A 26648-nucleotide genomic window follows, 5' to 3' on the forward strand; every position below is an offset into this window, starting at 1 on the left:
GGTCATTCTACGACCGGGCCGGACAAGCGGCCCCCGACTGGTTATCATGGCGGCGATTTCTAGCGGACTGCCACCATGGTTGATTCAAACGACGACGCCTTCGACGGCGAAAAAAGCAAAACCCAGATCAAGCGCGAGCTGCATGCGCTGGTCGAACTCGGCGAGCGCCTTACCACGCTCAAGGCCGATACCCTGGCTCGCCTGCCGTTGACCGACGAGCTGCGCAAGGCCCTGACCGAAGCCAGCAAGCACACCGCTCACGGTGCCCGCAAACGCCACATGTCGTTTGTCGGCAAGCTGATGCGCGTGCAGGATCTGGATGCCATCCACGCCCTGCTCGAACAGATGGACAGCTCGACCCGCCAGTACAATGAGCGCTTCCACAGCCTGGAGCGCTGGCGCGACCGGTTGATCGACGGTAATGACGAAGACCTCGAACGCTTCGTCAACGAATACCCCGACACCGACCGCCAGCAGCTGCGCTCGCTGGTACGCCATGCCCAGCACGAGAAGGCCCGGAACAAGCCGCCTGCCGCCGCGCGCAAGGTGTTCAAGTACATCCGCGACCTCGACGAGCTGCAGCGCGGATTGCGCTGATCGCCCTGGGGCCGCTTTGCGGCCCATTCGCAGCACAAGGCTGCTCCTACAGAAATACGCGATCCCTGTAGGAGCAGCCTTGTGCTGCGAATGGACCGCAGAGCGGTCCCTGAAGCCATCACGCCCCTGTACCGCCTACGGTGATCGCATCCAGCTTCAAGGTCGGCTGCCCGACGCCCACCGGCACCGACTGCCCGTCCTTGCCGCAAGTCCCTACCCCGCTGTCCAGCGCCAAGTCGTTACCGACCATCGACACCCGGCTCATCGCCTCCGGGCCGTTGCCGATCAGGGTCGCCCCCTTCACCGGCGCGGTAATCTTGCCGTCTTCGATCAGGTAGGCCTCACTGGTCGAGAACACGAACTTGCCGCTGGTAATGTCCACCTGGCCACCGCCGAGGTTGGCGCAGTAGATACCCTTCTTCACCGAAGCGATGATTTCCTGCGGGTCGCTTTCGCCCGCACGCATGTAGGTGTTGGTCATGCGCGGCATCGGCAGGTGCGCGTAGGATTCGCGGCGGCCGTTGCCGGTCACCGCCATGCCCATCAGGCGCGCGTTCAGCTTGTCCTGCATGTAGCCCTTGAGCACACCGTTCTCGATCAATGTGGTGCACTCGGTCGGGGTGCCTTCGTCATCCACGCTCAGCGAGCCACGGCGGCCTTCGAGGGTGCCGTCGTCGACAATGGTGCACAGGCTCGACGCCACTTTCTCGCCAATGCGGCCGCTGAACGCCGAACTGCCCTTGCGGTTGAAGTCACCTTCCAGGCCATGGCCGACAGCCTCGTGCAGCAGCACGCCCGACCAGCCCGAACCCAGCACCACCGGCAGGGTACCAGCCGGTGCCGGGATCGCCTCCAGGTTCACCAGGGCCTGGCGCAGCGCTTCGCGGGCATAGCCCATGACCCGCTCTTCGGTGAAGAAGCGGTAGTCGGTACGCCCGCCACCGCCCTGCCCGCCACGCTCGCGGCGGCCGTTCTGCTCGACGATTACGCTGACATTGAAGCGCACCAGCGGGCGCACGTCGGCGGCCAGGCTGCCATCGGCCGCAGCGATCAGGATGCGTTCCCATACCCCGGCCATGCTCACACTGACCTGCTGGATACGCGGGTCCAGCGCGCGGGTGGCGGCGGCGACACGCTTGAGCAGCTCGACCTTCTCGGCACGGCTGAGCACATCCAGCGGGTTGTCCGCCGGATAAAGGGCAGTCACGTCCTGGCTGCGGAAGGCCTGCACCTTGCCGTTCTGCCCGGCACGGGAGATCGAACGGGCGGCACGGGCGGCCGAGGTCAGCGCTTCGAGGTTGATTGCGTTGCTGTAGGCAAAGCCGGTCTTTTCACCGGACTGGGCACGCACGCCCACGCCCTGGTCGAGGTTGAAACTGCCCTCTTTGACGATGCCGTCTTCCAGCGCCCAGGTTTCCGAGATCTGGCCCTGGAAATACAGGTCGGCGGCGTCGATGCCGGGGCCGGCCAACTCACCCAGCACGCTCTGCAGGCTGTCCAGGGTCAAGCCGCCTGGGGCCAGGAGCTGCTCGCTGACGGTGGATAACATCTGGCTCATAGTCACTCCGAGGTGTGCGCAGGCCGCAACGCGCCCTGCGAGAAAAAGCGCCGGTGCGATACCACCGGCATGCGCGCCCGGATGGACGCTTGTTCGTCAATGTCGCGTTCGGCGAGCAATACTGCTTCACCTTGCGCCTGTTCAGCGACGATGCGCCCCCAGGGGTCGACGATCGCCGCATGGCCATGGGTTTCCCGTGGCCCCGGGTGGGTGCCGCCCTGTGCAGCAGCCAGCAGGTAGCACTGGGTCTCGATGGCCCGGGCGCGCACCAGCACTTCCCAGTGCGCCGCGCCCGTTACCGCAGTGAAGGCGGCTGGCGCAGTGATAAGTTCCGCGCCGGCGGCGCGTAGTGCGCTGTACAGTTCGGGGAAGCGCAGGTCGTAGCACACGCTTAGCCCCAGCCGCCCTACTGGCGTATCGGCCACCACTACCTGGGCGCCGTGGGCATAGTCGTCGGACTCGCGGTAACGGCCACGATTGTCGGCAACGTCCACATCAAACAGGTGCAGCTTGTCATAGCGTGCCGCTACCTCACCGTGTTCGTCGATCAGCAGCGAGCAGGCATGGGCCTTGGCTTCAGGTTGGCCGACCGGTGGCAATGGCAAGGTACCGGCGACAATCCATAACTTGAGGTCGCGGGCGGTGCGTTTCAACCATGGCAGGATCGGCCCTTCGCCCAACGCTTCGGCGCGGCCGATGGCAGCGGCGTCCTTGCGGCCCATGGCAGCGAAGTTTTCCGGCAGCACCGCCAGCCGTGCGCCGCCAGAGGCGGTCTGCTCCAACAGGGCACCGGCGCGCTGCAGGTTGGCCAGCACATCGTCCTGGCTGACCATCTGGATTACCGCTGCCTTCATGGGCACTCCTAGCGGGATTTCTCGAAAGGTTTCACAAATGTGATTCTAGGCTCTTTCACCGGACCTTCGACACGGTAGTGCACGCTGGCGAAGCGTGACACCCGGTCACCGATCAGCCGGTCCACCAGGAACAGCGCCCCGCCCACGGCTGGCGCGCCGACAATCAGGGCTGCCAGCGGCAGGTTGTTGGTCACTGGCAGACTTACCTGCAGGTTGGTATCGACCCGGTCGCGCACCAGGTCCAGTGTGCCGTCCAGCTCGAAGTTGCTCGACGGGCCGGTCACAGCGATTGGCTCGCGGGTCACATAGACACCGTCACTGGCTACCAGCAAGCCTTTGACACGGTCGTAGGCCAGGCCCTTGTCGAACAGGTCGGAGAAGTCCAGGCGCAAGCGCCGGCCGATGGAGTTGAAGTTCAGCAGGCCGAACACCCGCAGCGCCTGGGCACTGCCCTCGACCTCAACGAACTGGCCGGTGCGCAGGGCTGCGTCCATGCTGCCGGAGAAGCGCTTGAGGCTCACCGAGGCCGGCGAACCCGGCCAGCGGCCATCCACATCCAGGCGGAAGTCGCGGCTGGTCACGGTCGGTGCAAAGCCCCAGGCCTTGAGCACATCCGCCAGGTTCTTGCCGTCCAGGCGCCCTTTGTACCAACTGCCGGTTTTTCCCGGTTCGCCTTCCCAGCCACCGCCACCATCGATACGCAGGCCTTTGAAGTCGAGGTCTATATCGCTGGCGGTCACGCCACGCGCGGTCGGCCGCAGCTTGAGCGACGCACTGCCGTACAGGTCGTCACCGCGATAGAGCTTGTCAATGCTCAGGTCCAGCGCCGGAACCTTGCGCGGGTCGAACGAAGCCAGCGGGTCCGGGCCCTCCTCGGCCTGTGCCTCTGCCTGCTTTTCCGCCGCGCTGGCGGCGGGCAGGCGCAAGGTCTGCATGCGCACCACCATTGGCGCGCCCTTGGCATCCGGCACCCGGGCGTTGCCGATGACTTCCTTGCTATCGAGGCGCAAATCCCAGGCGGGGCCGCCACGGGCCAGGCGCACCACGGCCTGGTTCAGGTCCAGGCCAAAGGCTTTCAGCTGGCCGATGCTCAGGTCTACGCCTTGCAGGTTCTGCCTCGCGCTACCGCCCGGGTCATCGCCGGCCAGGCGCGCCGCCTGTTCCTGCCAGGGCCCCAGGTCCAGCGTCTCCAGGTGCCCGCGCACTCGCAGGCCCTGGCCGGCAGGTACCTGGGCGTCACCGGTGCCCAGCAGCAACTCGCCACGGCCCTGCCCCAGCTTCTCGGCCGGCGCGGCGTAGGCAAAGCGGGCAAGGTCGGTGTAGGCGACATCGAAGCGCCGCTCCGGCCCCTGCAGGGTCATGCTGAAACGGGTGTCACGGGTATCGGACGCTGCCTTGCCAAAGGGTGCTGGCAGGTCGATGGCCAGGCCCTTCAGGCTGGAATTGACGCTCAGGCGGTTGTCTCGGCTACCCAGGCTGACCTGCAACTGGTACGGCAGGTCGCCGGAAGCCGGCAAGGCCTGGTTGAACTGCAGCCAGTCGGTCAGTGCCTTGAGCGACACCTGGCCGCTGGCGTTGACGCGTGTCTGCATCTGCCCGGGCTGGCCTTCGGCGGTGATTTGCGCCGTCACCGGCTTGCCGAAGGCCTGCAGGCTGATGCCCTTGCCGCTCAGGCCCTTGTCCAAATCGAAACTGAAGTCACCCTTCAGGCGGCTCAACTCCAGGCTCGGCGGCGCCACCTTCAGCCGGGCATCGTCGGTGGCAAAGTCCACCTGCACTTTCGGCCGCTGCCCGCGGGCCAGCGGAATGTCGAGCTTGACCTTGCCCTTGAGCGGCCCCTCGCCCTCCCAGCCGGCAAATATCTCGCCAGTGCCGATTGGCGCCTCCTTGAGGATCTTCAGGCCATCGCCCAGGCTCCCGTCGAAGTCACCATCGAGGTACAGGTGGCTTTGCTGCCCCTCGTCGACATGCGGGATATCGACGCTCACATTACTGACCTTGGTGTCGAGGAGTACGCCACGCTGGGCCTTGATGCGCACACCACTGTCCTCGATGAACACATCGCCATCCACGTGCTGCACCTGCGGCCAGCCCGGCTGGAAGTCCAAGGCTGCATCACGCACCTTGAAGAACAGGCTGATGCTGCGGGCTTCCGGCGCGACACCATGGTTCAGCGAGCCTTGGTACTGGAAGTAGCCTTCGTCCACCGTGCCTTTGACGATCGCACTGCGCAGCCATTCGTCGAGTGCCGGGCTGAGCACCTCGGGCAGGTACTTGGCGGTGTAGCGGCCATCGCCTTCGGTCAGGCCGACGCGCAGGTCCATGTAGTCTTCACGGCCTTCTTCGAACAACAGGCGAATGAGGAAGTCACCGGCGATCTTGCCCTCCTCGCCCAGTACCTTGAGGTAAGGCGCGGCCAGGGTGAAACCCTCCTTGTCCAGGGCCCAGGTCAGGCGCGCATTGGCCTTCTGATAATGCCAGGGTTTGGCGAAGATCGGGTACAGGTGCAGCATGAACGCATCGGTATCAAGGCGTAGTTCGCCATGACCAAGGTCTCCGCTGATGCTGCCGCTGACGTTACCGGCTGCCGGGGCATTGTGATAGGCATCGAAACCGACCTTCTCCAGGTTGGCTTCGAACTGCAGGCGCTGGTCACCCTCAGCCTTGGGCCGGGCTATCAGACGCACATTGCGCAACGCGCCGGTCACATTCAGGCCATCGACCACAGCCATGACCTTGTCCGGCAGTGGCGCCAGGGCATCGACGAGCGGTGTCAACGGCGTGAGGTCGAGGCGGTCGGCCTGCACGTTCCAGCTTTCCGCGGCAGCGTCCTCGCCTGGACGCTGCTGCAATTGCAGGTGCGACTCCCAACGGGTCTTGCCGACGTCCATGGCCAGGGAGTCGACTACCACATCGAAGCCTTGTTCCTGGCGCTGGAACCAGGCACCCAGGGCCAGGTTGTTCAGCCTGGCCGCCTTGCGCCCGGCATAGGCACCGTGCAGCTCCGGTGCATTGAGGCGTACAACGGCCTGCTGCAACTGCCCCTTGCTCCAGTCGACCCAGAACTCGCCGCCCGCCCGCAGGGCGTCGGCATGCCACTGGCCCAGCAGGCGTGGTGGCAGCCAACGCGCCCAGTCACTCTGTGGCAGGCTCAGGTAGGCTTCAACCTGGCCGTCGCGCCAGGCGCTGGGCGTGGCACGACTGCGCAGGTTCAGCGAAAGCGGTTGGCCATCGGGCAGGGTCGCGCGCAGGTCCAGGGCATGGCGCGAAGCTCCGGCCTGCAGGCCAACGCTCACATAAGTGAGGGTCAACGGGTCACGCTGCCAGGGGTGCAGGGTGACCTGACTGTCGAACACATCGATGCGGCCCAACTGGCGCAGGCGCTGCAACAACTCGGCAGGGTCAAGCGGCGCATCGTCCTTCTTCGGCAGGCCTTCGAGGCTCCAGGCGCCCTGCTCGTTCTCGCGCAGAATCAACTGCAGGCCGCCCAACTGAATGCGTGCCAGGCGTACTTCTCGGGCAGTGAGGCTAGCCCAGACATCGGGGACTACCTTGACGTCGTCCAAGCGCAGGACCGTGGCCCCCTCGCCCAGTTGCAGGTCGCGCACCCGCAGCACCGGTGCCAGGCCGCTCCAGCGGCCTTCCAGGGCACCAACGTGCACGGGCAGGCCCAAAGCCTGCTCGGCCTTGCTTTCCACATCGGCGCGATACTCGGCCACCAACGGCACCAGTTCGCGGCCGAGGCTGACATACAGTGCCACCAGTACCGCCAGCAGGGCGCAAACGCCCAGCCCCCAGCGGGTCAAGGCGACAAGAACGCGGGTCAGACGTCCCATGGCCATTGCCCTCCAGGTCGTTTATCCATGATGGCCCGTAGCCCCGGATTTTCCAGCCCGGGCCACCTGCGGCGCGTTTCAGAAGGCCTCAGAGCAGCACCACATCGTATTGTTCCTGCGAATACATCGACTCCACCTGGAAACGAATGGTTCGGCCGATAAAGGCCTCCAGCTCCGCGACGTTACCGGATTCTTCATCCAGCAACCGATCGACCACCTTCTGGTTGGCGAGCACGCGGTAGCCTTCGGCCTGATATGCACGGGCCTCGCGCAGGATCTCGCGGAAGATTTCGTAACAGATGGTCTCGGGGGTTTTCAGCTTGCCACGGCCCTGACAGGCCAGGCAGGGCTCGCACAGCACCTGTTCCAGGCTTTCGCGTGTGCGCTTGCGGGTCATCTGCACCAGGCCCAGCTCGGTGATGCCGATGATGTTGGTCTTGGCGTGATCGCGCTCCAGCTGCTTTTCCAGCGTGCGCAGCACCTGGCGCTGGTGCTCCTCGTCTTCCATGTCGATGAAGTCGATGATGATGATGCCGCCGATATTGCGCAGGCGCAGTTGCCGGGCGATGGCGGTGGCGGCCTCGAGGTTGGTCTTGAAGATGGTCTCTTCAAGGTTGCGATGGCCGACGAAGGCGCCGGTGTTCACATCGATCGTGGTCATCGCTTCAGCCGGGTCGACCACCAGGTAGCCACCGGACTTCAGCGGCACCTTGCGCTCCAGTGCACGCTGGATCTCGTCCTCGACGCCATACAGGTCGAAAATCGGCCGTTCGCCCGGGTAGTGTTCGAGGCGGTCGGCGATTTCCGGCATAAGTTCGCCAACGAACTGCGTGGTCCTCTGGAAGGTTTCCCGCGAGTCGATGCGGATCTTCTCGATCTTCGGGTTGACCAGGTCACGCAAGGTACGCAGGGCCAGGCCCAGGTCCTCGTAGATGACCGTGGGCGCACCGCAGGTCTTGATCTGGGTGCCGATCTGCTCCCACAGGCGGCGCAGGTAGCGAATGTCCTGCAGGATCTCTTCAGCGCGTGCGCCTTCGGCGGCGGTACGCAGGATGAAGCCACCGGCGTCCTTGATGTTCTCGCTTTCCATGCAGTCGCTGACTACCTGCTTGAGGCGCTCGCGCTCGGCTTCGTCTTCGATCTTCAGGGAAATGCCGACATGGCTGCTGCGCGGCATGTATACCAGGTAGCGCGACGGGATCGACAGCTGGGTGGTCAGGCGCGCGCCCTTGGTGCCGATCGGGTCCTTGGTCACCTGCACCACCAGGGCCTGTCCCTCGTGCACCAGAGCGGTGATGTTCTCTACCGCCGAGCCTTCGCGCTGGGATATTTCCGAGGCATGGATGAATGCCGCGCGCTCCAGGCCGATGTCGACGAAGGCCGCCTGCATGCCCGGCAGCACACGCACCACCTTGCCTTTGTAGATATTGCCGACGATGCCCCGGCGCTGGGTGCGCTCGACATGCACTTCCTGCAGCACCCCGTTTTCCACCACCGCCACGCGCGACTCCATCGGGGTGATGTTGATCAGGATCTCTTCACTCATGGCAGGCTCTCGTCAAAGGTCTTGGATAATGATGGATGGCGTATGCAGTGCTGGCTACCGCTGGTTTGTTACCTCTGGCGTATGCGCGGGCGATTGCCAGCAGGCAATGCCGAATTGGCCAAGCAGTTCGGCCGTTTCACTGAGGGGCAAGCCGACCACCGCCGAGTAGCTGCCGGAAAGGCCGGTGACGAACACCGCCCCCAAGCCCTGGATGGCATAGCCGCCGGCCTTGTCCGCGGGCTCGCCGCTGGCCCAGTAGCGTTGCGCTTCCTCGGCGCTGATCGCACGGAAGCGCACCTTGCTGGTGACGCACAGGCTGTGCACGCGCTGGCCATCGCTCAGGGCGACCGCGGTCAATACCTGGTGCTCGCGGCCCGAAAGGTCGGCCAGCATGGCCAGGGCATCTTCGCGGTTTTCCGGTTTGCCGAGAATACGACCATCGAGCACCACGGCAGTGTCTGCGCCCAGCACCACAGCCGGACCTTCGAGGCAGGCCAGGCCGGCGGCAGCCTTGGCCCGGGCCAGGCGCTCGACGTAGGCCGGTGCGCTTTCATCGGGCAGTGGGGTTTCATCGATGGGGGCACTGACGACACTGAACGGCACACCGATCTGGGTCAGCAGTTCACGACGACGGGGCGAGCCGGAGGCCAGGTATAGCGGGTTCATGCAGACATCTCCCTGTCAGTCGCGGCGGCGCCGTCAGTTGATATGCAAGCGTCGGCGCAGGTCGCGCAGGGCGAAACTGATCCACGGCCAGAGCAAGGCACTGATCACCGCCGACCAGACCAGCGCCAGGGTGGGCAGCCGGTTGCCGGTCAGCGCGCTGAGCCACAGCTGGATCAGTTGGGCAATGCCGAAGATCACCAGGATCACGAGGCTCTGCTGCCACATGGGGAACATGCGCAGGCGCTGCTGCAACGACAGCACCAGGAAGGTGATGAGGGTGAGGATCAGCGCGTTCTGCCCCAGCAGGGTGCCGTACAGCACATCCTCGGCCAGGCCCAGCACGAACGCGGTGGTCATGCCGACCTTGTTCGGTACGGCGAGGGTCCAGAACGACACCAGCAAGGCCAGCCACATGGGCCGGAACACTTCCATGAACTGCGGCATGGGCGAGACGCTGAGCAGCAGGCCGATGGCGAAAGTCAGCCAGATGACCCAGCCGTTGTTGCGGCGTGATGCAGCCATCATTGCCTCCGGGTGTGAGCGGGTGCGGCAGGCGCGGCAGCCGGCGTGGCAGGTGCCGCCGCCGGAGCTGCAGGCTGTGCAGCCGGGGCTGTCGGGGCCGCTGATGTAGCCGGCGCGGCAGGGGCGCTGCCAGCTGGTGCGCCCTGCTCACCCGTCGTGGCCGGCAGGCCTGCGGCCGAGGTGCCCTTGCGGTCAGCCTCTTCCTGGGCAATGGCGGCATCGGTGGCGCGCTGTTCCGGGCTGCGCCGGTCGCTGAACACCAGCAGCATGTAGCGGCTGCGGTTGAGCGCGGCGGTGGGGATGGCACGAACGATGGCGAACGGCTGGCCGGAATCGTGGATCACTTCGTTGACCGTGGCCACCGGGTAGCCGGCCGGGAACCGTTGCCCCATGCCGGAACTGACCAGCAGGTCGCCTTCCTTGATGTCGGCGGTATCGGCCACATGGCGCAGCTCCAGGCGTTCCGGGTTGCCGGTGCCGCTGGCGATGGCGCGCAGGCCGTTGCGGTTGACCTGCACCGGGATGCTGTGGGTGGTATCTGTAAGCAACAGTACCCGCGAGGTGTAGGGCATCAGCTCGACCACCTGGCCCATGAGGCCACGGGCATCGAGCACCGGCTGGCCGAGGAACACGCCATCACGTTCGCCCTTGTTGATCAGGATGCGGTGGGTGAACGGGTTGGGATCGACACCGATCAGCTCCGCCACTTCGACCTTTTCGTTGACCAGCGCCGAAGAGTTAAGCAACTCGCGCAGGCGCACGTTCTGCTCGGTCAGGGCCGCCAGTTTCTGCAGGCGCCCCTGCAGCAGCAGGGCTTCGGTCTTGAGCTTTTCGTTTTCGGCGATCAGTTCGGTGCGGCTGCCGAACTGGCCGGCCACACCTTGCCACGCACGCTGCGGCAGGTCGGTGATCCAGTACGACTCCATGAGTACCAGGCCCATCTGGCTGCGCACTGGTTTGAGCACGTCGAAGCGCGCGTCGACAACCATCAACGCGACCGACATCACCACCAGGACGAGCAGGCGAACGCCCAGCGAAGGGCCCTTGGAGAAAAGCGGTTTAATGGGCCGTTCCTCGTGGACGACTCAGGAGGTCATTGGACATGGGACAACGCACCAGCCTGGTTGCGGGTTGACGGATACGGCGCCCCGAACGGGCGCCAGCCCAGCACATACAGGTAGCACTGTGCGTACTACCTGTAAACCGGGCGCTCGTGAACAGCGAGCGGAATCACTCGCTGGAGAGCAGGTCCATCGCGTGCTTGTCCATCATCTCCAGGGCGCGACCGCCGCCACGGGCGACACAGGTCAGCGGGTCTTCGGCGACGATCACCGGCAGGCCGGTTTCCTGGGCCAGCAGCTTGTCGAGGTCACGCAGCAGCGCGCCACCACCAGTCAGCACCAGGCCACGCTCGGCGATGTCCGAGGCCAGCTCGGGCGGCGATTGCTCCAGGGCACTCTTGACCGCCTGGACGATGGTCGCCAGGGATTCCTGCAGCGCTTCGAGCACTTCGTTGGAGTTCAGGGTGAAGGCACGCGGTACGCCCTCGGCCAGGTTGCGGCCGCGCACGTCGACTTCACGTACTTCGCCGCCCGGGTAGGCAGTACCGATTTCCTGCTTGATGCGCTCGGCGGTGGACTCGCCGATCAGGCTGCCGTAGTTGCGGCGCACGTAGGTGACGATGGCTTCGTCGAAGCGGTCGCCGCCAACGCGGACGGATTCGGCATAGACCACGCCGTTCAGGGAGATCAGCGCGATTTCAGTGGTACCACCACCGATATCGACGACCATCGAACCGCGGGCTTCTTCGACCGGCAGGCCGGCACCGATGGCGGCGGCCATCGGCTCTTCGATCAGGAACACTTCACGGGCACCGGCACCCAGCGCCGATTCGCGAATGGCGCGGCGCTCTACCTGGGTCGACTTGCACGGCACGCAGATCAGCACGCGCGGGCTCGGCTGCAGGAAGCTGTTCTCGTGAACCTTGTTGATAAAATATTGCAACATTTTTTCGCAGACGCTGAAGTCGGCGATGACGCCGTCCTTCATCGGACGAATGGCAGCAATGTTGCCAGGCGTACGGCCCAGCATGCGCTTGGCTTCGGTACCGACGGCGACGACGCTTTTCTGGTTGCCATGGGTACGGATGGCAACAACCGAGGGCTCATTCAGGACGATACCGCGCTCACGCACGTAAATAAGGGTGTTGGCAGTACCCAGGTCGATGGACAGATCGCTGGAAAACATGCCACGCAGTTTCTTGAACATGGGAAAGTGACCCTGGGGAAAGCGTGGGTAAAAAAGTGCGGCAAACTCTAACAATGGCAGGGATTTTGGGCAAGGAGCCAATATGTTAAATTGGCTGTTTTTCCGAGCACGCCAGCAGAATTTCGCGGCCGTTAGACCGCCAGAAAGCTGACATGTTCCTCACTGCGGACCCGAATTCCGGTCTTTGTTTCCCCTGGAGATCCCCATGGCGCTTGAACGCTGCGACGTGGAAAAGATCGCCCATCTGGCCCGTCTGGGCCTGAATGATGGCGAACTGCCACGCATTACTGACGCACTGAACAGCATTCTCGGGCTGGTCGACCAGATGCAAGCGGTCGACACTACTGGCATCGAGCCACTGGCCCACCCCCTGGAGGCCAGCCAGCGCCTGCGTCCCGACCAGGTCACCGAAAGCAACCAGCGCGACGCCTACCAGGCCATCGCGCCGTCGACCGAAAGCGGTCTGTACCTGGTTCCCAAAGTCATCGAGTAAGGGATAGTGCCTGCCATGCATCAATTGACCCTGGCCGAGATCGCCCGCGGACTCGCCGACAAGTCGTTTTCCTCCGAAGAGCTGACCGGCGCCCTGCTGGCGCGCATCAAGCAGCTCGACCCGCAGATCAACAGCTTCATCAGCGTCACCGAAGACCTGGCCCTGGGCCAGGCGCGTGCCGCCGACGCCCGTCGCGCCGCTGGCGAAACCGGCGCGCTGCTGGGTGCCCCGATCGCCCACAAGGACCTGTTCTGCACCAACGGCGTACGCACCAGCTGCGGCTCGAAGATGCTCGACAACTTCAAGGCGCCGTATGACGCCACCGTGGTTGCCAAGCTGGCCGAAGCCGGCATGGTCACCCTGGGCAAGACCAACATGGACGAATTCGCCATGGGTTCGGCCAACGAATCCAGCCACTACGGCGCGGTGAAGAACCCATGGAACCTTGAGCACGTCCCGGGCGGCTCGTCGGGCGGTTCGGCCGCGGCTGTGGCTGCACGCCTGCTGCCAGCCACCACCGGCACCGACACCGGCGGCTCCATCCGCCAACCGGCGGCACTGACCAACCTCACCGGCCTCAAGCCAACCTACGGCCGCGTGTCGCGCTGGGGCATGATCGCCTACGCCTCCAGCCTCGACCAGGGCGGCCCGCTGGCCCGTACCGCCGAAGACTGCGCCCTGTTGCTGCAAGGCATGGCCGGTTTCGACGCCAAGGACTCCACCAGCATCGAAGAGCCGGTGCCGGACTACAGCGCCAACCTGAATGCTTCGCTGCAAGGCCTGCGCATCGGCCTGCCGAAGGAGTACTTCGGTGCCGGCCTCGACCCACGCATCGCCGACCTGGTCCAGGCCAGCGTCAAGGAGCTGGAAAAGCTCGGCGCGGTGGTCAAGGAAATCAGCCTGCCGAACATGCAGCACGCCATCCCGGCCTACTACGTGATCGCCCCCGCTGAAGCCTCGTCCAACCTGTCGCGTTTCGATGGCGTGCGCTTCGGCTACCGCTGCGAGAACCCGAAAGACCTCACCGACCTGTACAAGCGTTCGCGTGGCGAAGGCTTCGGTGTCGAAGTGCAGCGCCGCATCATGGTCGGCACCTACGCCCTGTCGGCCGGCTACTACGACGCCTACTACGTGAAGGCGCAGCAGATCCGCCGCCTGATCAAGAACGACTTCATGGCCGCCTTCAACGACGTCGACCTGATCCTCGGCCCGACCACGCCAAACCCGGCCTGGAAGCTCGGCGCCAAGAGCAGCGACCCGGTCGCCGCCTACCTGGAAGACGTCTACACCATCACCGCCAACCTGGCGGGCCTGCCGGGCCTGTCGATGCCGGCCGGCTTCGTCGATGGCCTGCCGGTCGGCGTGCAGCTGCTGGCGCCATACTTCCAGGAAGGCCGCCTGCTCAACGTCGCGCACCGCTACCAGCAAGTGACCGACTGGCACACCCGCGCCCCCAACGGCTTCTGAGGAATTCACACATGCAATGGGAAGTTGTGATCGGGCTGGAAATCCACACTCAGCTCGCCACCCAGTCGAAGATCTTCTCCGGCAGCGCCACCACCTTCGGTTCCGAGCCGAACACCCAGGCCAGCCTGGTTGACCTGGGCATGCCTGGCGTACTGCCAGTACTGAACCAGGAAGCCGTGCGCATGGCGTGCATGTTCGGCCTGGCCATCGATGCCGAGATCGGCAAGCGCAACGTGTTCGCGCGCAAGAACTACTTCTACCCGGACCTGCCCAAGGGCTACCAGATCAGCCAGATGGACCTGCCGATCGTCGGCAAGGGCCACCTGGACATCGCCCTGGAAGACGGCACCATCAAGCGCATCGGGGTAACCCGCGCGCACCTGGAAGAAGATGCCGGCAAGAGCCTGCACGAAGACTTCAGCGGCTCCACCGGCATCGACCTGAACCGTGCCGGCACCCCGCTGCTGGAAATCGTCTCCGAGCCCGACATGCGCAGCGCCAAGGAAGCCGTGGCCTACGTCAAGGCAATCCACGCGCTGGTGCGTTACCTGGGCATCTGCGACGGCAACATGGCCGAAGGCTCGCTGCGTTGCGACTGCAACGTGTCGATCCGCCCGAAAGGCCAGGCCGAGTTCGGCACCCGCTGCGAGATCAAGAACGTCAACTCGTTCCGCTTCATCGAGCGCGCGATCAACAGCGAGATCCAGCGCCAGATCGACCTGATCGAGGACGGCGGCAAGGTGGTACAGGAAACCCGCCTGTACGACCCGAACAAGGACGAGACCCGCTCCATGCGCAGCAAGGAGGAAGCCAACGACTACCGTTACTTCCCCGACCCGGACCTGCTGCCGGTGGTGATCGAGGACAGCTTCCTCGAAACCGTCCGCGCCGGCTTGCCGGAACTGCCGACGCAGAAGGTCGAGCGCTTCCAGAACCAGTACGGCCTGTCGGCCTACGACGCTAACGTGCTGGCTTCCAGCCGCGAGCAGGCGGACTACTTCGAGGAAGTGGTGAAGATCGGTGGCGATGCCAAGCTGGCTGCCAACTGGGTCATGGTCGAGCTGGGCAGCCTGCTGAACAAGCTGGGCATCGAGATCGACCAGGCGCCGGTCAGCGCCGCACAGCTGGGCGGCATGCTGCTGCGTATCCGTGACAACACCATCAGCGGCAAGATCGCCAAGACCGTGTTCGAGGCCATGGCCGCCGGTGAAGGCGATGCCGACAGCATCATCGAAAGCAAGGGCCTGAAGCAGGTCACCGATACCGGTGCGATCGACAAGATGCTCGACGAAGTGCTGGCGGCCAACGCCGAGCAGGTCGAACAGTACCGCGCAGCCGACGAGGCCAAGCGTGGCAAGATGTTCGGCTTCTTCGTCGGCCAGGCGATGAAAGCCTCCAAGGGCAAGGCCAACCCGGGGCAAGTGAACCAATTGCTCAAGGCCAAGCTCGAAGGGTGATTGTTTTACCCCTGTAGTCCTGCGAGGGCTTCGCCCTCGTTCGCGGCTAAAGCCGCTCCCACAGGTAAAGCGCAGCTCGCCAGTGCAGCGCCGTACCTGTGGGAGCGGCTTTAGCCGCGAATGGCCGCACCGGAGCATTCGAATTGCTAAAACGATCCCTGAGCACCCTCGCCCTCTTCTCCCTGCTGGCCGGCTGCGCCAGCCAGGACATCGACCCCGACGGTTACGACAAGACCGGCACCGCCTCCTATTACGGCTCTCGCCACCACGGTAAACGCACCGCCAGCGGCGAACCGTTCAACCAGCACGGCCTCACCGCCGCTCACCGCAGCCTGCCCTTCGGCAGTCGGGTACGGGTGACCAACCTGGCCAACCAGCGCAGCGTCGTGGTGCGCATCAACGACCGTGGCCCACACACCCGCGGCCGCCTGATCGATCTTTCACGTGCCGCCGCAGAAAAAATCGGCATGATCCGTAGCGGAACCGCGCGCGTGCGAGTACAAGGGCTTAGCGACTGACGCGACAGGAGTCCGACCATTTTCGACCTGGCTACCCTACCTACCTCCAGCCTCCTGCAACTGGGCATCGCCCTGCTGTTGCTGATCGGCGGTGCCGAACTGCTGGTTCGCGCAGCCCTGCGCCTGGCCCAGCGCCTGCACGTACGCCCGCTGATCATCGGCCTTAGCCTGGTGGCCTTCGGCAGCACTGCCCCGCAAATGACCGTGAGCCTGCAGGCCGCCTACCAAGGCGCGCCGGACGTGGCGGTGGGCAGCGTTATCGGCAGCAACATATTCAACGTATTGGTCATTCTCGGCCTGGCCGCACTGATCATCCCGCTGCGCGTGTCGCGGCAACTGGTGCGTCTGGACATTCCACTGATGATCGTCGCCAGCGGCCTGGTCTACGCGTTATCCGCCAACGGCCACCTGGGCCGGGCCGAAGGGGTGTTGCTGCTGACCGGACTGGTCGGCTACCTGGCAATGCTTTGGCACCAGTCGCGCCACTACGCCCGCACCTACCCCGCACCGACCACCGTCACCAGCAGCGCCGGGCGCTTCTGGTCGGGCACGCTGCTGCAGGTGCTGGCCGGCCTGGGCCTGCTGAGCCTGGCGGGTCACTTGTTGCTGGAAGCCGCCGTGGAGGTGGCCACCGACCTGGGCCTGTCCGAGCGCATCATCGGCCTGACCGTCGTTGCCATTTGCACCTCCCTGCCGGAACTGGCCGCTGCGCTGATCGCCGCCCTGCGCGGTGAGCGGGAAATTGCCGTGGGCACAGTGATCGGCAGCAACCTGTTCAACCTGCTGGCCGTGCTGGGCCTGACCGCGCTGGTCACTCCCGAGCCGCTGTCGATCTCGCCCAACGCCTTGGCCTTCGATCTGCCGGTAATGCTGGGTGTTGCTGCGCTGAGCCTGCCGGTGTTCTATTCCGGCTACCGCATCACTCGCGCCGAAGGCTTGGTGTTCCTCTGCCTGTACCTGGCCTATGGGCTGCACGTGGCGGCGTTTACCATGGGCATGCCACTGGCCGGCCGCCTGGAGCGGTTGATGCTGTTCTACGTACTGCCGGTGCTCGCCATGGTGTTGCTGTACACCACCGCACGAGCCTGGCGCCGCCAACACTAAGGAAAACAACATGGCTGATAGCAAGAAAACCGGCGAACAGATTCGGCGCCAGGTGATGGGCGATGCGTTCGTCGACCGCGCCCTGGGCAATGCCACCGACTTTACCCAGCCGCTGCAGGACTTCGTCAACGAACATGCCTGGGGCAGCGTGTGGGCCCGCGATGGGCTGCCGTTGAAAACCCGCAGCCTGATTACCCTGGCCACGCTGACCGCACTCAAGTGCCCGCAGGAGCTCAAGGGGCATGTGCGCGGGGCGCTGAACAATGGCTGTACGGTGGAGGAAATTCGCGAAGCGCTGCTGCATTGCGCGGTGTATGCGGGGGTGCCGGCGGCGATTGATGCGTTCCGTGCAGCACAGGAAGTGATCGACAGCTATCAAGGCTGACCCAGCCTTTTTCAGGCTCGGCCTCTTCGCGGGTAAACCCGCTCCCACAGGTACTGCACAGGTCTTAGAGCCTGTGGAATCCCTGTTGGAGCGGGCGTGCCCGCGAAGAGGCCGGTACTGTGTTACCTACCTGGCCTGGCGAGCCTTCTTCATCTTGAAGGCCACCCACAGCACCAGGATCCACCCCGGAATCAGCATCACCGAGATGCGAATCGGCGGGGTCAGGTACATCACCACCAGAATCAGCACGATGAACGCCAGGCACAGGTAGTTGGTTACCGGGTGCCCCCAGCTCTTGTAGAACGGGGTAATCCCGGCCGCCAGCTTGGCCTTGCGGAACTTCAGGTGGGTGATACTGATGCTCGCCCAGTTGATCACCAGCGCCGACACCGCCAGGGCCATCAGCAAACCAAAGGCTTCGCCCGGCATCAGGTAGTTGATCAGTACGCATAGCCCGGTGGCAAAAGCCGACACACCCAGCGCGGTCAGCGGCACGCCGCTACGGCTTACCTTCAGCAACTGACGCGGTGCATCGCCCTGGCTGGCCAGGCCAAACAGCATGCGGCTGTTGGCGTACACGCAGCTGTTGTACACCGACAGTGCGGCCGTCAGCACCACGATATTGAGGATGGTCGCCACCAGGTCACTGTCCAGTTCATGGAAGATCATCACGAACGGGCTGCCACCCTGCACCACCTTCTGCCATGGGTACAGCGACAGCAGCACCGCCAGGGCACCGATATAGAAAATGAGGATACGGTACACCACCTGGTTGGTGGCCTTTGGGATGCTCTGACGCGGGTTGTCGGCCTCGGCGGCGGTGATGCCCACCAGCTCCAGGCCACCAAACGAGAACATGATCACTGCCAGTGCCATCACTAGGCCGGTGACGCCGTTGGGGAAGAAGCCGCCGTACTGCCAGAGGTTGGCCACGCTGGCGTCCGGGCCGCCATGGCCGCTGGTCAGCAGCCAGGCGCCGAAGCCGATCATGCTGACGATGGCCACCACCTTGACCAGGGCGAACCAGAACTCCATCTCGCCGTAGACCTTAACCTGGGTGAGGTTGATCAGGTTGATCACCACGAAGAAGATCGCCGCCGTGGCCCAGGTGGGGAAGCCGGGCCACCAGTACTGCACGTAGATGCCCACCGCGGTAAGCTCGGCCATGCCGACCAGTACGTACACCACCCAGTAGTTCCAGCCCGAAACAAACCCGGCAAACTCGCTCCAGTACTGGTGGGCGAAGTGGCTGAAGCTGCCGGCCACGGGCTCTTCAACAACCATTTCACCGAGCTGGCGCATGATCAGGAAGGCCATCAGGCCGGCAATGGCGTAGCCCAGCAGGACGGAGGGGCCCGCCAGCTGGATGGTCTGGGCAATGCCCAGGAACAACCCGGTACCGATGGCCCCGCCCAGCGCGATCAGCTGGATATGGCGATTCTTCAGCCCGCGCTGTAACCGCTCGGGCGTGCTCTGGTCTTGCATGAAGTGTCCTTTAGCTCAGTGAGGCTGTGTTTTTGTGTTGTTTGCAGTCAAGGATCTAGATCCATCCGCCCCACTGCAAGATGAAAATACCAATGTTGGTGGTGATCGCCGCCATTAGCGTGGTAATCACGATGATCGATGCAGCCAGCTCATGGTTGCCGTTCGCCGCCCGCGCCATGACGTAGCTGGCAGCTGCAGTCGGGCTGCCGATGTACAGGAACAGGATGCCCAGCTCGGCGCCGCGGAAGCCGCATAGCCAGGCACCGAGGGTACCCAGCAGCGGTAGCCAGACCATCTTCACCAGGCTGGCGTCGATGGCCAGCCTGCCACTGTCGCGCAGTGCCGCCATCGACAGCGTGCCACCGATGCAGATCAGCGCCAGCGGCAGGGTCATCTGCGCCAGGTAATCGCCCGAGGTCAGCAGCCAGTTGGGCAGCGGCACCTGGCCGTAGGCCATGGGCGTGGCCACCAGCACACTGATGATCAGCGGGTTGCTGAAGATGCTCTTGCAAATGCTCCACGGGTCGGATTTCAGGTCCGGGCTGTAAACCGCCAGCACCACCGCCGACAACGAGTTGTACATGAGGATGACCAGGCCGGCGAGTACCGCCCCCAGGGAGATGCCGTAGTCGCCGTAGAGACTGGCGGCCAGGGCCAGGCCGATCACGCCGTTGTTGCCACGGAATGCGCCCTGGGTATAGATGCCCCGGTCGGCCAGCGGGCTGCGCCAGATGGCCATGCCCCAGGCAATGGCGAAGCCGGCCAGGGTGGCGACGATGAAATAGAGAAGGACGCCGGGTTTGACCGCCGTGGCCAGGTCGGCGTGGTAGATGCCGAGGAACAGCAACGCCGGCATGCACACGTTGAACACCAGTTGCGAGGCTACGCGGTTGAAATTGTCGTCGATCAGGCGGATACGTTTGAGCAGCACGCCCATGAACAGCATGGCGAAGACCGGGGCCGTGATGTTCAACGTCTGGATAAGAAGGGCGAGCATGCGCAAGCGATCCTGGAAGGGTTGCCGTTAGGGGGCTAATGATACGCCAACGGCCGGGACTTGCGGGGATCGCGGGGTGATAAAGAGAAGTTTCTGGCAGTTACGGCCCTTTCGCGGGTAAACCCGCTCCTACAGGTACTGCACAGGTCTGGAGGCCTGTGAACACCTGTAAGAGCGGGTTTACCCGCGAAGAGGCCGGCACTGCCAGTACTGAATCAGCGCCGAACCGGGCGCTTCTGCAGTTTGCGCTGCAAGGTCCGCCGGTGCATGCCCAGCGCCCGCGCGGTGGCCGAGATATTGCCCTCGTGCTCGTTCAGTACGCGCTGGATATGCTCCCACTGCAGGCGGTCGACCGACATCGGGTTTTCCGGCACCAGGCTGTCCAGGTCGGTGTGCTCTGACAGCAACGCAGCCAGCACATCATCGGCATCGGCCGGCTTGCACAGGTAGTTGCAGGCACCACGCTTGACCGCTTCCACCGCAGTGGCAATGCTCGAGTAACCGGTCAGGATCACCACGCGCATTTCCGGGTCCAGCTCCAGCAGCTTGGGCAGTAGCACCAGGCCGGAGTCGCCCTCCATCTTCAGGTCCAGCGTGGCGTAGTCCGGCAGGTCTTGCTGGGCCAGGATCAACCCTTCCTCGGCAGAGCTGGCGGTGCTTACGCGGAAACCGCGGCGGCTCATGGCCCGGGCCATGACCCGGGTGAAGGTGGCATCGTCATCCACCAGCAGCAGGTGCGGCAGCTCTTCGCCTTCGACCTGGTTTTCTTCGCTCATCATTCATCTCCTCGCTTGCCATAGGGCAGGCGCAGTTCGGTCAGGGTGCCACCCTGTTCATGACTATAGAGTTTCACCGAACCGCCCGCACGGGTCACGCTGGCCTTGCTCAAGAACAGGCCCAGGCCGAAGCCTTTGCCCTTGGTGGTAATGAAGGGTTTGCCGATGGCCTCGGCGATCGCCGGCGGCACGCCGGGGCCGTGGTCACGGATGCTGATGACGATGTCATGGGTGTCCCAGTCCAGGCGCACTTCAAGGTCGTCGGGGCAGGCATCGGCGGCATTGTTCAACAGGTTCAACAGCGCCTGGGTCAGGTCCGGCGGCGGGGTCAGGCGCGGCACCTGGCCGTCGCGCAAGCGCTGGAAGCGGTAGCTGGCTTCCGGGCGCATCAGGTGCCAACGGTTGAGCGCCTCGTCCAGCCATGCCGTGACATCCTGCTCCACCACGGCCAGGCGGCGGTTGGCTTCGGCGGCGCGTACCAGCTGTTGCAGGGTTTCCTTGCACAGCTTCACCTGGTCCTGAAGGATCTGCAGGTCTTCCTGCAGCAACGGGTCGGCGTGGTCCTGGCGCATTTCGTTCAGCAGCACGCTCATGGTCGCCAACGGTGTGCCCAGCTCATGGGCGGCACCGGCGGCCTGGGTGGCCACGGCCAGCAACTGCTCGTCGCGCAGGCTTTCTTCACGCCGCTCGGAACGCAGTTGCTCCTGGCGGCGCAGCTCTTCGGCCATGCGTGCGGCAAAGAAGGTGATCACCGCCGCGGCCAGGGCAATACTCAGCCACATGCCATACACCTGCATCTTGTCCCGCGCCATCGGCAGGCCTTCGAGCGGGTAGAACTGCACCAGCAGCAGGCTGTAGGCGGTCAGGGCAATGCCGGACAGGATCAGCGAATACAGCCACGGCAAGGTAACTGCGGCAATCGCCAGCGGCACCAGGTAATACGAAACGAACGGGTTGGTCGAGCCGCCGGAGTAGTACAGCAAGGCACTGTGGATCAGCAGGTCGCAGGCCAGCTGCAGGGCATATTCCAGCTCGGTGACAGGTAACGACAGGCGCAGGCGCAGGGCCGTGAAGGCGCACAGCAGCGAAGACAAGGCCAAGGTGCCGGCCAGCGACAGCCAGGGCAAAGGCAGCAGTTCGGTCCAGTAGGCGACGCCCACGGAGCCGGCCTGGGCAGCCAGGACCAGGACCCGAATGACGGTCAGGCGCCAGAGGTTCTGGCGAGTAGCGGACAGCGGTTGTACGGCGGCGAGCATGAGCTCTCCTGATGAGTGCTCCAGAAAAATCGGCTGGAGTATACCGAAGCCAGGCGCCTCGCTGCAGCGATGCGGCAAAGCGCCACACTTTGTCACAGGTTCATGATGGCACTTTTGAACCCACTACACTGTTGCCGGTCTGATGGGCCATGCGTGGAATGGATGGCCACAACCCACGCCTTATATTGCCAAGGAGTACCACATGCAAATCCCACGTCGCGGCACCGCCCTGATCCTGTCCTGCGGCCTGCTCGCCAGCCTGCCGGCGCTGGCTGCCGATGAGCCGCGCTACAATCAGGTCTCGCTGCGTGCCGAGGTCAGCAAGGAAGTGGCGCGCGACCTGATGGTCGTTACCCTGTACAGCGAAGCGCAGAACACCGACCCGGGCAAGCTCGCCAAGCAGATCACCGAGACCATGAACAAGGCCGTACAGCAGTCGCGCCAGGTCAAGGACGTGAAGATCAGCCAGGGTAGCCGCAACAGCTACCCGGTATATGACAGCAAGGGCCAGAAGATCACCGGCTGGCGCGAGCGCGCCGAGTTGCGCCTGGAAAGCGCCAACTTCCCTGCCCTGTCGCAGCTGACCGCCGACCTACTGCAAGAGCTGAAGATGGGGGGCATGGACTTCTCCATCGCCCCGACCACGCGCAAGGCCAGCGAGGATGCACTGCTCAAGGATGCGGTGGATGCCTTCAAGGCACGCGCGCAACTGGCTACCGAGGCACTGGGTGGCAAGGGCTACAAGGTGGTCAGCCTGAACCTCAACAGCAGCGGTTACCCGCGCCCTTACCTGCGCAGTGCGCCGATGGCGATGAAGGCCATGGGGGCTGATGAGTCGGCACCGGCGCCGGATATCGAGGCAGGGACCAGTGAAGTGAGCATGAATGCCGATGGCCTGATCGAAGTGCAGATGCCTTAAATTCACGAAACACCTGTGGGAGCGGGCTTGCCCGCTCTCATGGAACTGCACATGACTCATTGAATTAGCAGGGACCTTGTGGGAGCGGCTTTAGCCGCGAACACCGGCGCAGCCGGTGCCATGCACCGCGTTGGATTCTTCGCGGCTAAAGCCGCTCCCACAGGGTACACGGATCGCTTGCGAATCCAGTTCTCTGCCAAATCAGCATTTTCAGACATTTCCTACGCACCAATAAGGTGCTTCCTACGCCAATCCCGCCTCGAAATATCCCGCAAAAAGCCATCATTTTGCCTACGCAAACGTTTAACTTCTTCGAAAGTTATATCAATGCGACATCCATGTACGCCCGTACCACTTTTCTGGCGCCAACTATCCCTCCGCATATTGCATTGGGAACACCCCTGCATAAGTATCCGCAGGTCGGCTCACGAGGCCACCTCAATCGAAAAATGACAACAATGAGGCCACCATGCTCAAACACGCAGTCATTCCGTTCCTGCTAGGCGCAGGCTTGCTCTCCGGCGCACCGTCGGCCCTCGCAGCGTCCAACCTGGTGTTCTGCTCCGAAGGCAGCCCGGCCGGCTTCGACCCGGGCCAATACACCACAGGGACTGACTTTGACGCCTCGGCCGAGACCGTGTTCAACCGCTTGACCCAGTTCGAACGTGGCGGCACGGCAGTCATCCCGGGTCTGGCAACCAAGTGGGAAGTCTCCGACGACGGAAAGACCTACACCTTCCACCTGCGCGAAGGGGTCAAGTTCCACACCACCGACTACTTCAAGCCCACCCGCAACTTCAACGCCGACGACGTGCTGTTCACCTTCAACCGCATGCTCGACAAGGACCACCCGTTCCGCAAGGCCTACCCCACCGAGTTCCCATACTTCACCGACATGGGCATGGACAAGAACATCGCCAAGCTGGAGAAGCTCGACGAACATACCGTCAGGTTCACCCTCAACGAAGTCGACGCCGCATTCATTCAGAACCTGGCCATGAGCTTCGCCTCGATCCAGTCCGCCGAATACGCCGACCAGTTGCTCAAGGACGGCAAGGCCGCTGACATCAACCAGAAGCCGATCGGCACTGGCCCGTTCGTGTTCAGCAAGTACCAGAAGGACGCGCAGATCCGCTTCAAGGGCAACAAGGACTACTGGCAACCTGATGACGTGAAGATCGACAACCTGATCTTCGCCATCACCACCGACGCCTCTGTGCGCATGCAGAAGCTGAAGAAGAACGAGTGCCAGGTCACCCTGTTCCCGCGCCCTGCCGACATCCAGCCGCTGAAACAGGACCCCAAGCTGCAGATGCCGCAGCAAGCCGGTTTCAACCTCGGCTACATCGCCTACAACGTGATGGACAAGGTCAAGGGCAGCAACGAGCCCAACCCGCTGGCCCAGCTGAAGGTCCGCGAGGCGCTGGACATGGCCGTGGACAAGAAAAAGATCATCGAGTCGGTCTACCAGGGCGCCGGCCAACTGGCGGTCAACGCCATGCCCCCGACCCAGTGGTCCTATGACGACAGCATCAAGGACGTGCCATTCGACCCTGAAAAAGCCAAGCAACTGCTCAAGGAAGCCGGCATCAAGGAAGGCACCGAAATCACCCTGTGGGCGATGCCCGTGCAACGCCCGTACAACCCCAATGCCAAGCTGATGGCCGAGATGCTGCAATCCGACTGGGCCAAGGTCGGCATCAAGGCCAAGATCGTCAGCTATGAATGGGGCGAGTACATCAAGCGCTCCAAAGGCGGCGAACAGGGCGCCATGCTGATCGGCTGGAGCGGTGACAACGGTGACCCGGACAACTGGCTGGGCACCCTGTACGGCTGCGACGCCATGAACGGCAACAACTTCTCCAAATGGTGCTACAAGCCCTACGACGACCTGATCAAGCAGGCCAAGGCCACTTCCGACCAGGCCAAGCGCACCGAGTTGTATCAGCAGGCACAGCACATCCTCAAGGAGCAGGTGCCGATCACCCCGATCGCCCACTCCACCGTGTACCAGCCCATGAGCGCCAAGGTGAAGGACTTCAAGATCAGCCCGTTCGCGCTGAACTCCTTCTACGGCGTCAGCGTGGACAAATAGGCTAGCCAAGGCACCCGCCGAGCGGCGGGTGCCCCGCCAACCTCGTCCCCCTCCATGTCGTCCCGCCGCCATCCGCAGCGGGGTCGGCGACCTGTTGCCGCCATTCGTACCCCGAGGCGGCGCAAACAGACGTAAAAGGACTTGCCATGCGCCATACCACCCGAGTTTCCGCCCTGCTGGCCCTGGGCCTGATCAGCCAATCGCCGGCGCTGCTGGCCAACAACCTGGTGTTCTGTTCCGAAGGCAGCCCCGCCGGCTTCGACACTGCCCAGTACACCAGCGCCACCGACAACGACGCCGCCGAACCGATCTACAACCGCCTGGTCGAGTTCGAACGCGGCGGCACTGCCGTGCACCCTGCCCTGGCGACCCGCTGGGAGGTGTCCGAAGATGGCCTGCGCTACACCTTCCACCTGCGCGAAGGGGTGAAGTTCCACAGCAACAAGGCCTTTGCACCGAGCCGCAACTTCAACGCCGACGACGTGCTGTTCACCTTCAACCGCATGCTCGACAAGAACCACCCGTTCCGCCAGGCCTACCCGACCGAGTTCCCCTATTTCATCAGCATGGGCCTGGACAAGAACATCGCCCGTGTCGAAAAGACCGGTCCACTGACCGTGGTGTTCACCCTGAACAAGGTCGATGCCGCGTTCATCCAGAACCTGGCCATGAGCTTCGCCTCGATCCTCTCTGCCGAATACGCCGAACAGTTGATGACCAGCGGGCGCCCCAGCGACATCAACCAGCAACCGATCGGCACCGGCCCGTTCGTGTTCCAGCGTTATCAGAAGGATTCGCAGATCCGCTACAAAGGCAACAAGGCCTATTGGTCACCGCAGGACGTGAAGATCGACAACCTGGTGTTCTCGATCAACATCGACCCTTCGGTGCGCATCCAGAAGCTGCGCCGCAACGAATGCCAGGTCACCCTCCACCCGCGCCCCGCAGATCTCCCGGCGCTCAAGGCCGACAGCAAACTGCAGGTGCTGCAACAGCCTGGCTTCAACCTCGGCTATATCGCCTACAACACTCAACACCCACCGTTCGACCGGTTGGAAGTGCGCCAGGCAATGGACATGGCAGTGAACAAGCAGGCGATCATCCAGGCTGTGTATCAGGATTCCGGCCAGCTGGCAGTCAACGCCATGCCGCCAACCCAGTGGTCCTATGACGACAGCATCAAGGACGCCCCCTTCGATCCGGAAAAGGCCAAACAGCTACTGCAGCAGGCCGGAGTCAAGCCGGGCACCGAGATCACCCTGTGGGCCATGCCGGTGCAGCGCCCGTACAACCCAAACGCCAAGCTGATGGCGGAAATGCTCCAGGCCGACTGGAGCAAGCTCGGCTTCAAGGTGCGCATTGTCAGCTATGAATGGGGCGAGTACCTCAAGCGCATGAAAAGCGGCGAGCACGATATCGCCCTGATCGGCTGGACCGGGGACAACGGCGACCCGGACAACTGGCTGGGCACCCTCTACAACTGCGATGCCATCGGCAGCAACAACTACTCGCTGTGGTGCGATCCGCAGTACGACAGCCTGGTCAAGCAGGCCAAGCAGGTCACCGACCGCGCGCAGCGCACCGCCCTGTACCAGCAGGCCCAGCAGCGGCTCAAGCAGCAGGTGCCGATTACCCCGGTGGCACATTCAACGGTCAACCAACCGCTGAGCATCAAGGTTTCCGAATTTAAGGTCAGCCCTTTCGGGCGCAACGACTTTTCCGGTGTGAGTGTTGATTGATCTTTGACCCTCAAGGGCCTCTTCGCGGGTAAACCCGCTCCCACAGATACGGCGCACATGCCGAAACCTGTGGTGCCCCTGTGGGAGCGGGTTTACCCGCGAAAGGGCCG

The 26648-nt window shown here is 63.7% G+C and carries 22 protein-coding genes; 10 read left to right on the forward strand and 12 right to left on the reverse strand.

The window, feature by feature from the left end; translation table 11 throughout:
* Positions 1 to 75 precede the first annotated feature (75 nt).
* Positions 76 to 597, forward strand: a complete 522-nt coding sequence (gene yjgA / locus MJ643_RS14095) for a ribosome biogenesis factor YjgA (protein WP_024086334.1) — start codon at positions 76 to 78, stop codon at positions 595 to 597.
* Between the two features lie 118 nt (positions 598 to 715).
* On the opposite strand, the gene tldD is transcribed toward yjgA, so the two are convergent.
* The 8 genes from tldD to mreB form a co-directional block, all read right to left on the reverse strand.
* A complete protein-coding gene (tldD, locus tag MJ643_RS14100) occupies positions 716 to 2155 on the reverse strand; it encodes a metalloprotease TldD (RefSeq protein ID WP_208209337.1) in 1440 nt (479 codons plus the stop codon).
* Between the two features lie 2 nt (positions 2156 to 2157).
* Positions 2158 to 3009 carry a carbon-nitrogen hydrolase family protein gene (locus tag MJ643_RS14105; protein WP_024086332.1) on the reverse strand — a complete coding sequence of 284 codons (852 nt, stop codon included), beginning with the start codon at positions 3007 to 3009 and terminating at the stop codon, positions 2158 to 2160.
* A gap of 8 nt (positions 3010 to 3017) precedes the next feature.
* The gene (locus tag MJ643_RS14110; protein ID WP_208209338.1) at positions 3018 to 6851 is read right to left on the reverse strand and encodes a YhdP family protein; all 3834 of its coding nucleotides are present in this window, start codon (positions 6849 to 6851) and stop codon (positions 3018 to 3020) included.
* Between the two features lie 82 nt (positions 6852 to 6933).
* Entirely contained in the window at positions 6934 to 8391 is a 1458-nt protein-coding gene (gene rng, locus MJ643_RS14115) for a ribonuclease G (RefSeq protein ID WP_208209339.1), read from the reverse strand.
* A 54-nt stretch (positions 8392 to 8445) separates the two neighbouring features.
* Positions 8446 to 9057: a Maf family protein gene (locus MJ643_RS14120; RefSeq protein WP_024086330.1), complete on the reverse strand. Its 612-nt coding sequence runs from the start codon at positions 9055 to 9057 to the stop codon at positions 8446 to 8448.
* A 33-nt stretch (positions 9058 to 9090) separates the two neighbouring features.
* Positions 9091 to 9579, reverse strand: coding sequence for a rod shape-determining protein MreD (mreD, locus tag MJ643_RS14125; RefSeq protein ID WP_015269051.1), 489 nt, complete (start codon positions 9577 to 9579; stop codon positions 9091 to 9093).
* Positions 9579 to 10643 (reverse strand): rod shape-determining protein MreC, encoded by a 1065-nt coding sequence (gene mreC / locus MJ643_RS14130; protein WP_080676019.1) that lies wholly within the window; start codon positions 10641 to 10643, stop codon positions 9579 to 9581. Before mreC ends, mreD begins: the two co-directional genes overlap by 1 nt.
* A 166-nt stretch (positions 10644 to 10809) precedes the next feature.
* Complete coding sequence (gene mreB, locus MJ643_RS14135; protein ID WP_003255163.1) at positions 10810 to 11847, reverse strand: rod shape-determining protein MreB; 1038 nt, start codon at positions 11845 to 11847, stop codon at positions 10810 to 10812.
* 205 nt (positions 11848 to 12052) lie between these two features.
* Between mreB and gatC the strand changes: the two genes are divergently transcribed.
* From gatC to MJ643_RS14165, 6 genes are all read left to right on the forward strand, one after another.
* The gene (gene gatC, locus MJ643_RS14140; RefSeq protein ID WP_003255165.1) at positions 12053 to 12340 is read left to right on the forward strand and encodes an Asp-tRNA(Asn)/Glu-tRNA(Gln) amidotransferase subunit GatC; all 288 of its coding nucleotides are present in this window, start codon (positions 12053 to 12055) and stop codon (positions 12338 to 12340) included.
* A gap of 15 nt (positions 12341 to 12355) precedes the next feature.
* On the forward strand, positions 12356 to 13807 hold the full coding sequence (gatA, locus tag MJ643_RS14145) for an Asp-tRNA(Asn)/Glu-tRNA(Gln) amidotransferase subunit GatA (protein ID WP_024086328.1): 1452 nt from the start codon (positions 12356 to 12358) through the stop codon (positions 13805 to 13807).
* Between the two features lie 11 nt (positions 13808 to 13818).
* A complete protein-coding gene (gene gatB / locus MJ643_RS14150) occupies positions 13819 to 15264 on the forward strand; it encodes an Asp-tRNA(Asn)/Glu-tRNA(Gln) amidotransferase subunit GatB (protein ID WP_013971062.1) in 1446 nt (481 codons plus the stop codon).
* 143 nt (positions 15265 to 15407) lie between these two features.
* On the forward strand, positions 15408 to 15782 hold the full coding sequence (locus tag MJ643_RS14155; protein ID WP_038408756.1) for a septal ring lytic transglycosylase RlpA family protein: 375 nt from the start codon (positions 15408 to 15410) through the stop codon (positions 15780 to 15782).
* A gap of 60 nt (positions 15783 to 15842) precedes the next feature.
* Positions 15843 to 16886, forward strand: a complete 1044-nt coding sequence (locus MJ643_RS14160; protein ID WP_038408754.1) for a calcium/sodium antiporter — start codon at positions 15843 to 15845, stop codon at positions 16884 to 16886.
* Positions 16887 to 16896: 10 nt separating this feature from the next.
* Complete coding sequence (locus MJ643_RS14165) at positions 16897 to 17271, forward strand: carboxymuconolactone decarboxylase family protein (RefSeq protein ID WP_013971059.1); 375 nt, start codon at positions 16897 to 16899, stop codon at positions 17269 to 17271.
* A 126-nt stretch (positions 17272 to 17397) separates the two neighbouring features.
* On the opposite strand, the gene MJ643_RS14170 is transcribed toward MJ643_RS14165, so the two are convergent.
* The 4 genes from MJ643_RS14170 to MJ643_RS14185 all read right to left on the reverse strand — a co-directional run bounded on the left by MJ643_RS14170 (position 17398) and on the right by MJ643_RS14185 (position 21785).
* The gene (locus MJ643_RS14170) at positions 17398 to 18756 is read right to left on the reverse strand and encodes an amino acid permease (RefSeq protein ID WP_013971058.1); all 1359 of its coding nucleotides are present in this window, start codon (positions 18754 to 18756) and stop codon (positions 17398 to 17400) included.
* Between the two features lie 55 nt (positions 18757 to 18811).
* Complete coding sequence (locus tag MJ643_RS14175) at positions 18812 to 19753, reverse strand: AEC family transporter (protein ID WP_015269046.1); 942 nt, start codon at positions 19751 to 19753, stop codon at positions 18812 to 18814.
* 215 nt (positions 19754 to 19968) lie between these two features.
* A complete protein-coding gene (locus tag MJ643_RS14180) occupies positions 19969 to 20529 on the reverse strand; it encodes a response regulator transcription factor (RefSeq protein WP_015269045.1) in 561 nt (186 codons plus the stop codon).
* Positions 20529 to 21785, reverse strand: coding sequence for an ATP-binding protein (locus MJ643_RS14185; RefSeq protein ID WP_003257889.1), 1257 nt, complete (start codon positions 21783 to 21785; stop codon positions 20529 to 20531). Before MJ643_RS14185 ends, MJ643_RS14180 begins: the two co-directional genes overlap by 1 nt.
* Positions 21786 to 21987: 202 nt before the next feature.
* Between MJ643_RS14185 and MJ643_RS14190 the strand changes: the two genes are divergently transcribed.
* From MJ643_RS14190 to MJ643_RS14200, 3 genes are all read left to right on the forward strand, one after another.
* Entirely contained in the window at positions 21988 to 22704 is a 717-nt protein-coding gene (locus MJ643_RS14190; protein ID WP_024086326.1) for an SIMPL domain-containing protein, read from the forward strand.
* Positions 22705 to 23173: 469 nt separating this feature from the next.
* On the forward strand, positions 23174 to 24799 hold the full coding sequence (locus MJ643_RS14195) for an ABC transporter substrate-binding protein (protein WP_024086325.1): 1626 nt from the start codon (positions 23174 to 23176) through the stop codon (positions 24797 to 24799).
* A 146-nt stretch (positions 24800 to 24945) separates the two neighbouring features.
* On the forward strand, positions 24946 to 26538 hold the full coding sequence (locus MJ643_RS14200) for an ABC transporter substrate-binding protein (protein WP_024086324.1): 1593 nt from the start codon (positions 24946 to 24948) through the stop codon (positions 26536 to 26538).
* Positions 26539 to 26648: the final 110 nt, after the last annotated feature.

The organism is Pseudomonas sp. PNPG3 (assembly GCF_023093815.1).
Classification (GTDB): Bacteria; Pseudomonadota; Gammaproteobacteria; order Pseudomonadales; family Pseudomonadaceae; genus Aquipseudomonas; species Aquipseudomonas asiatica.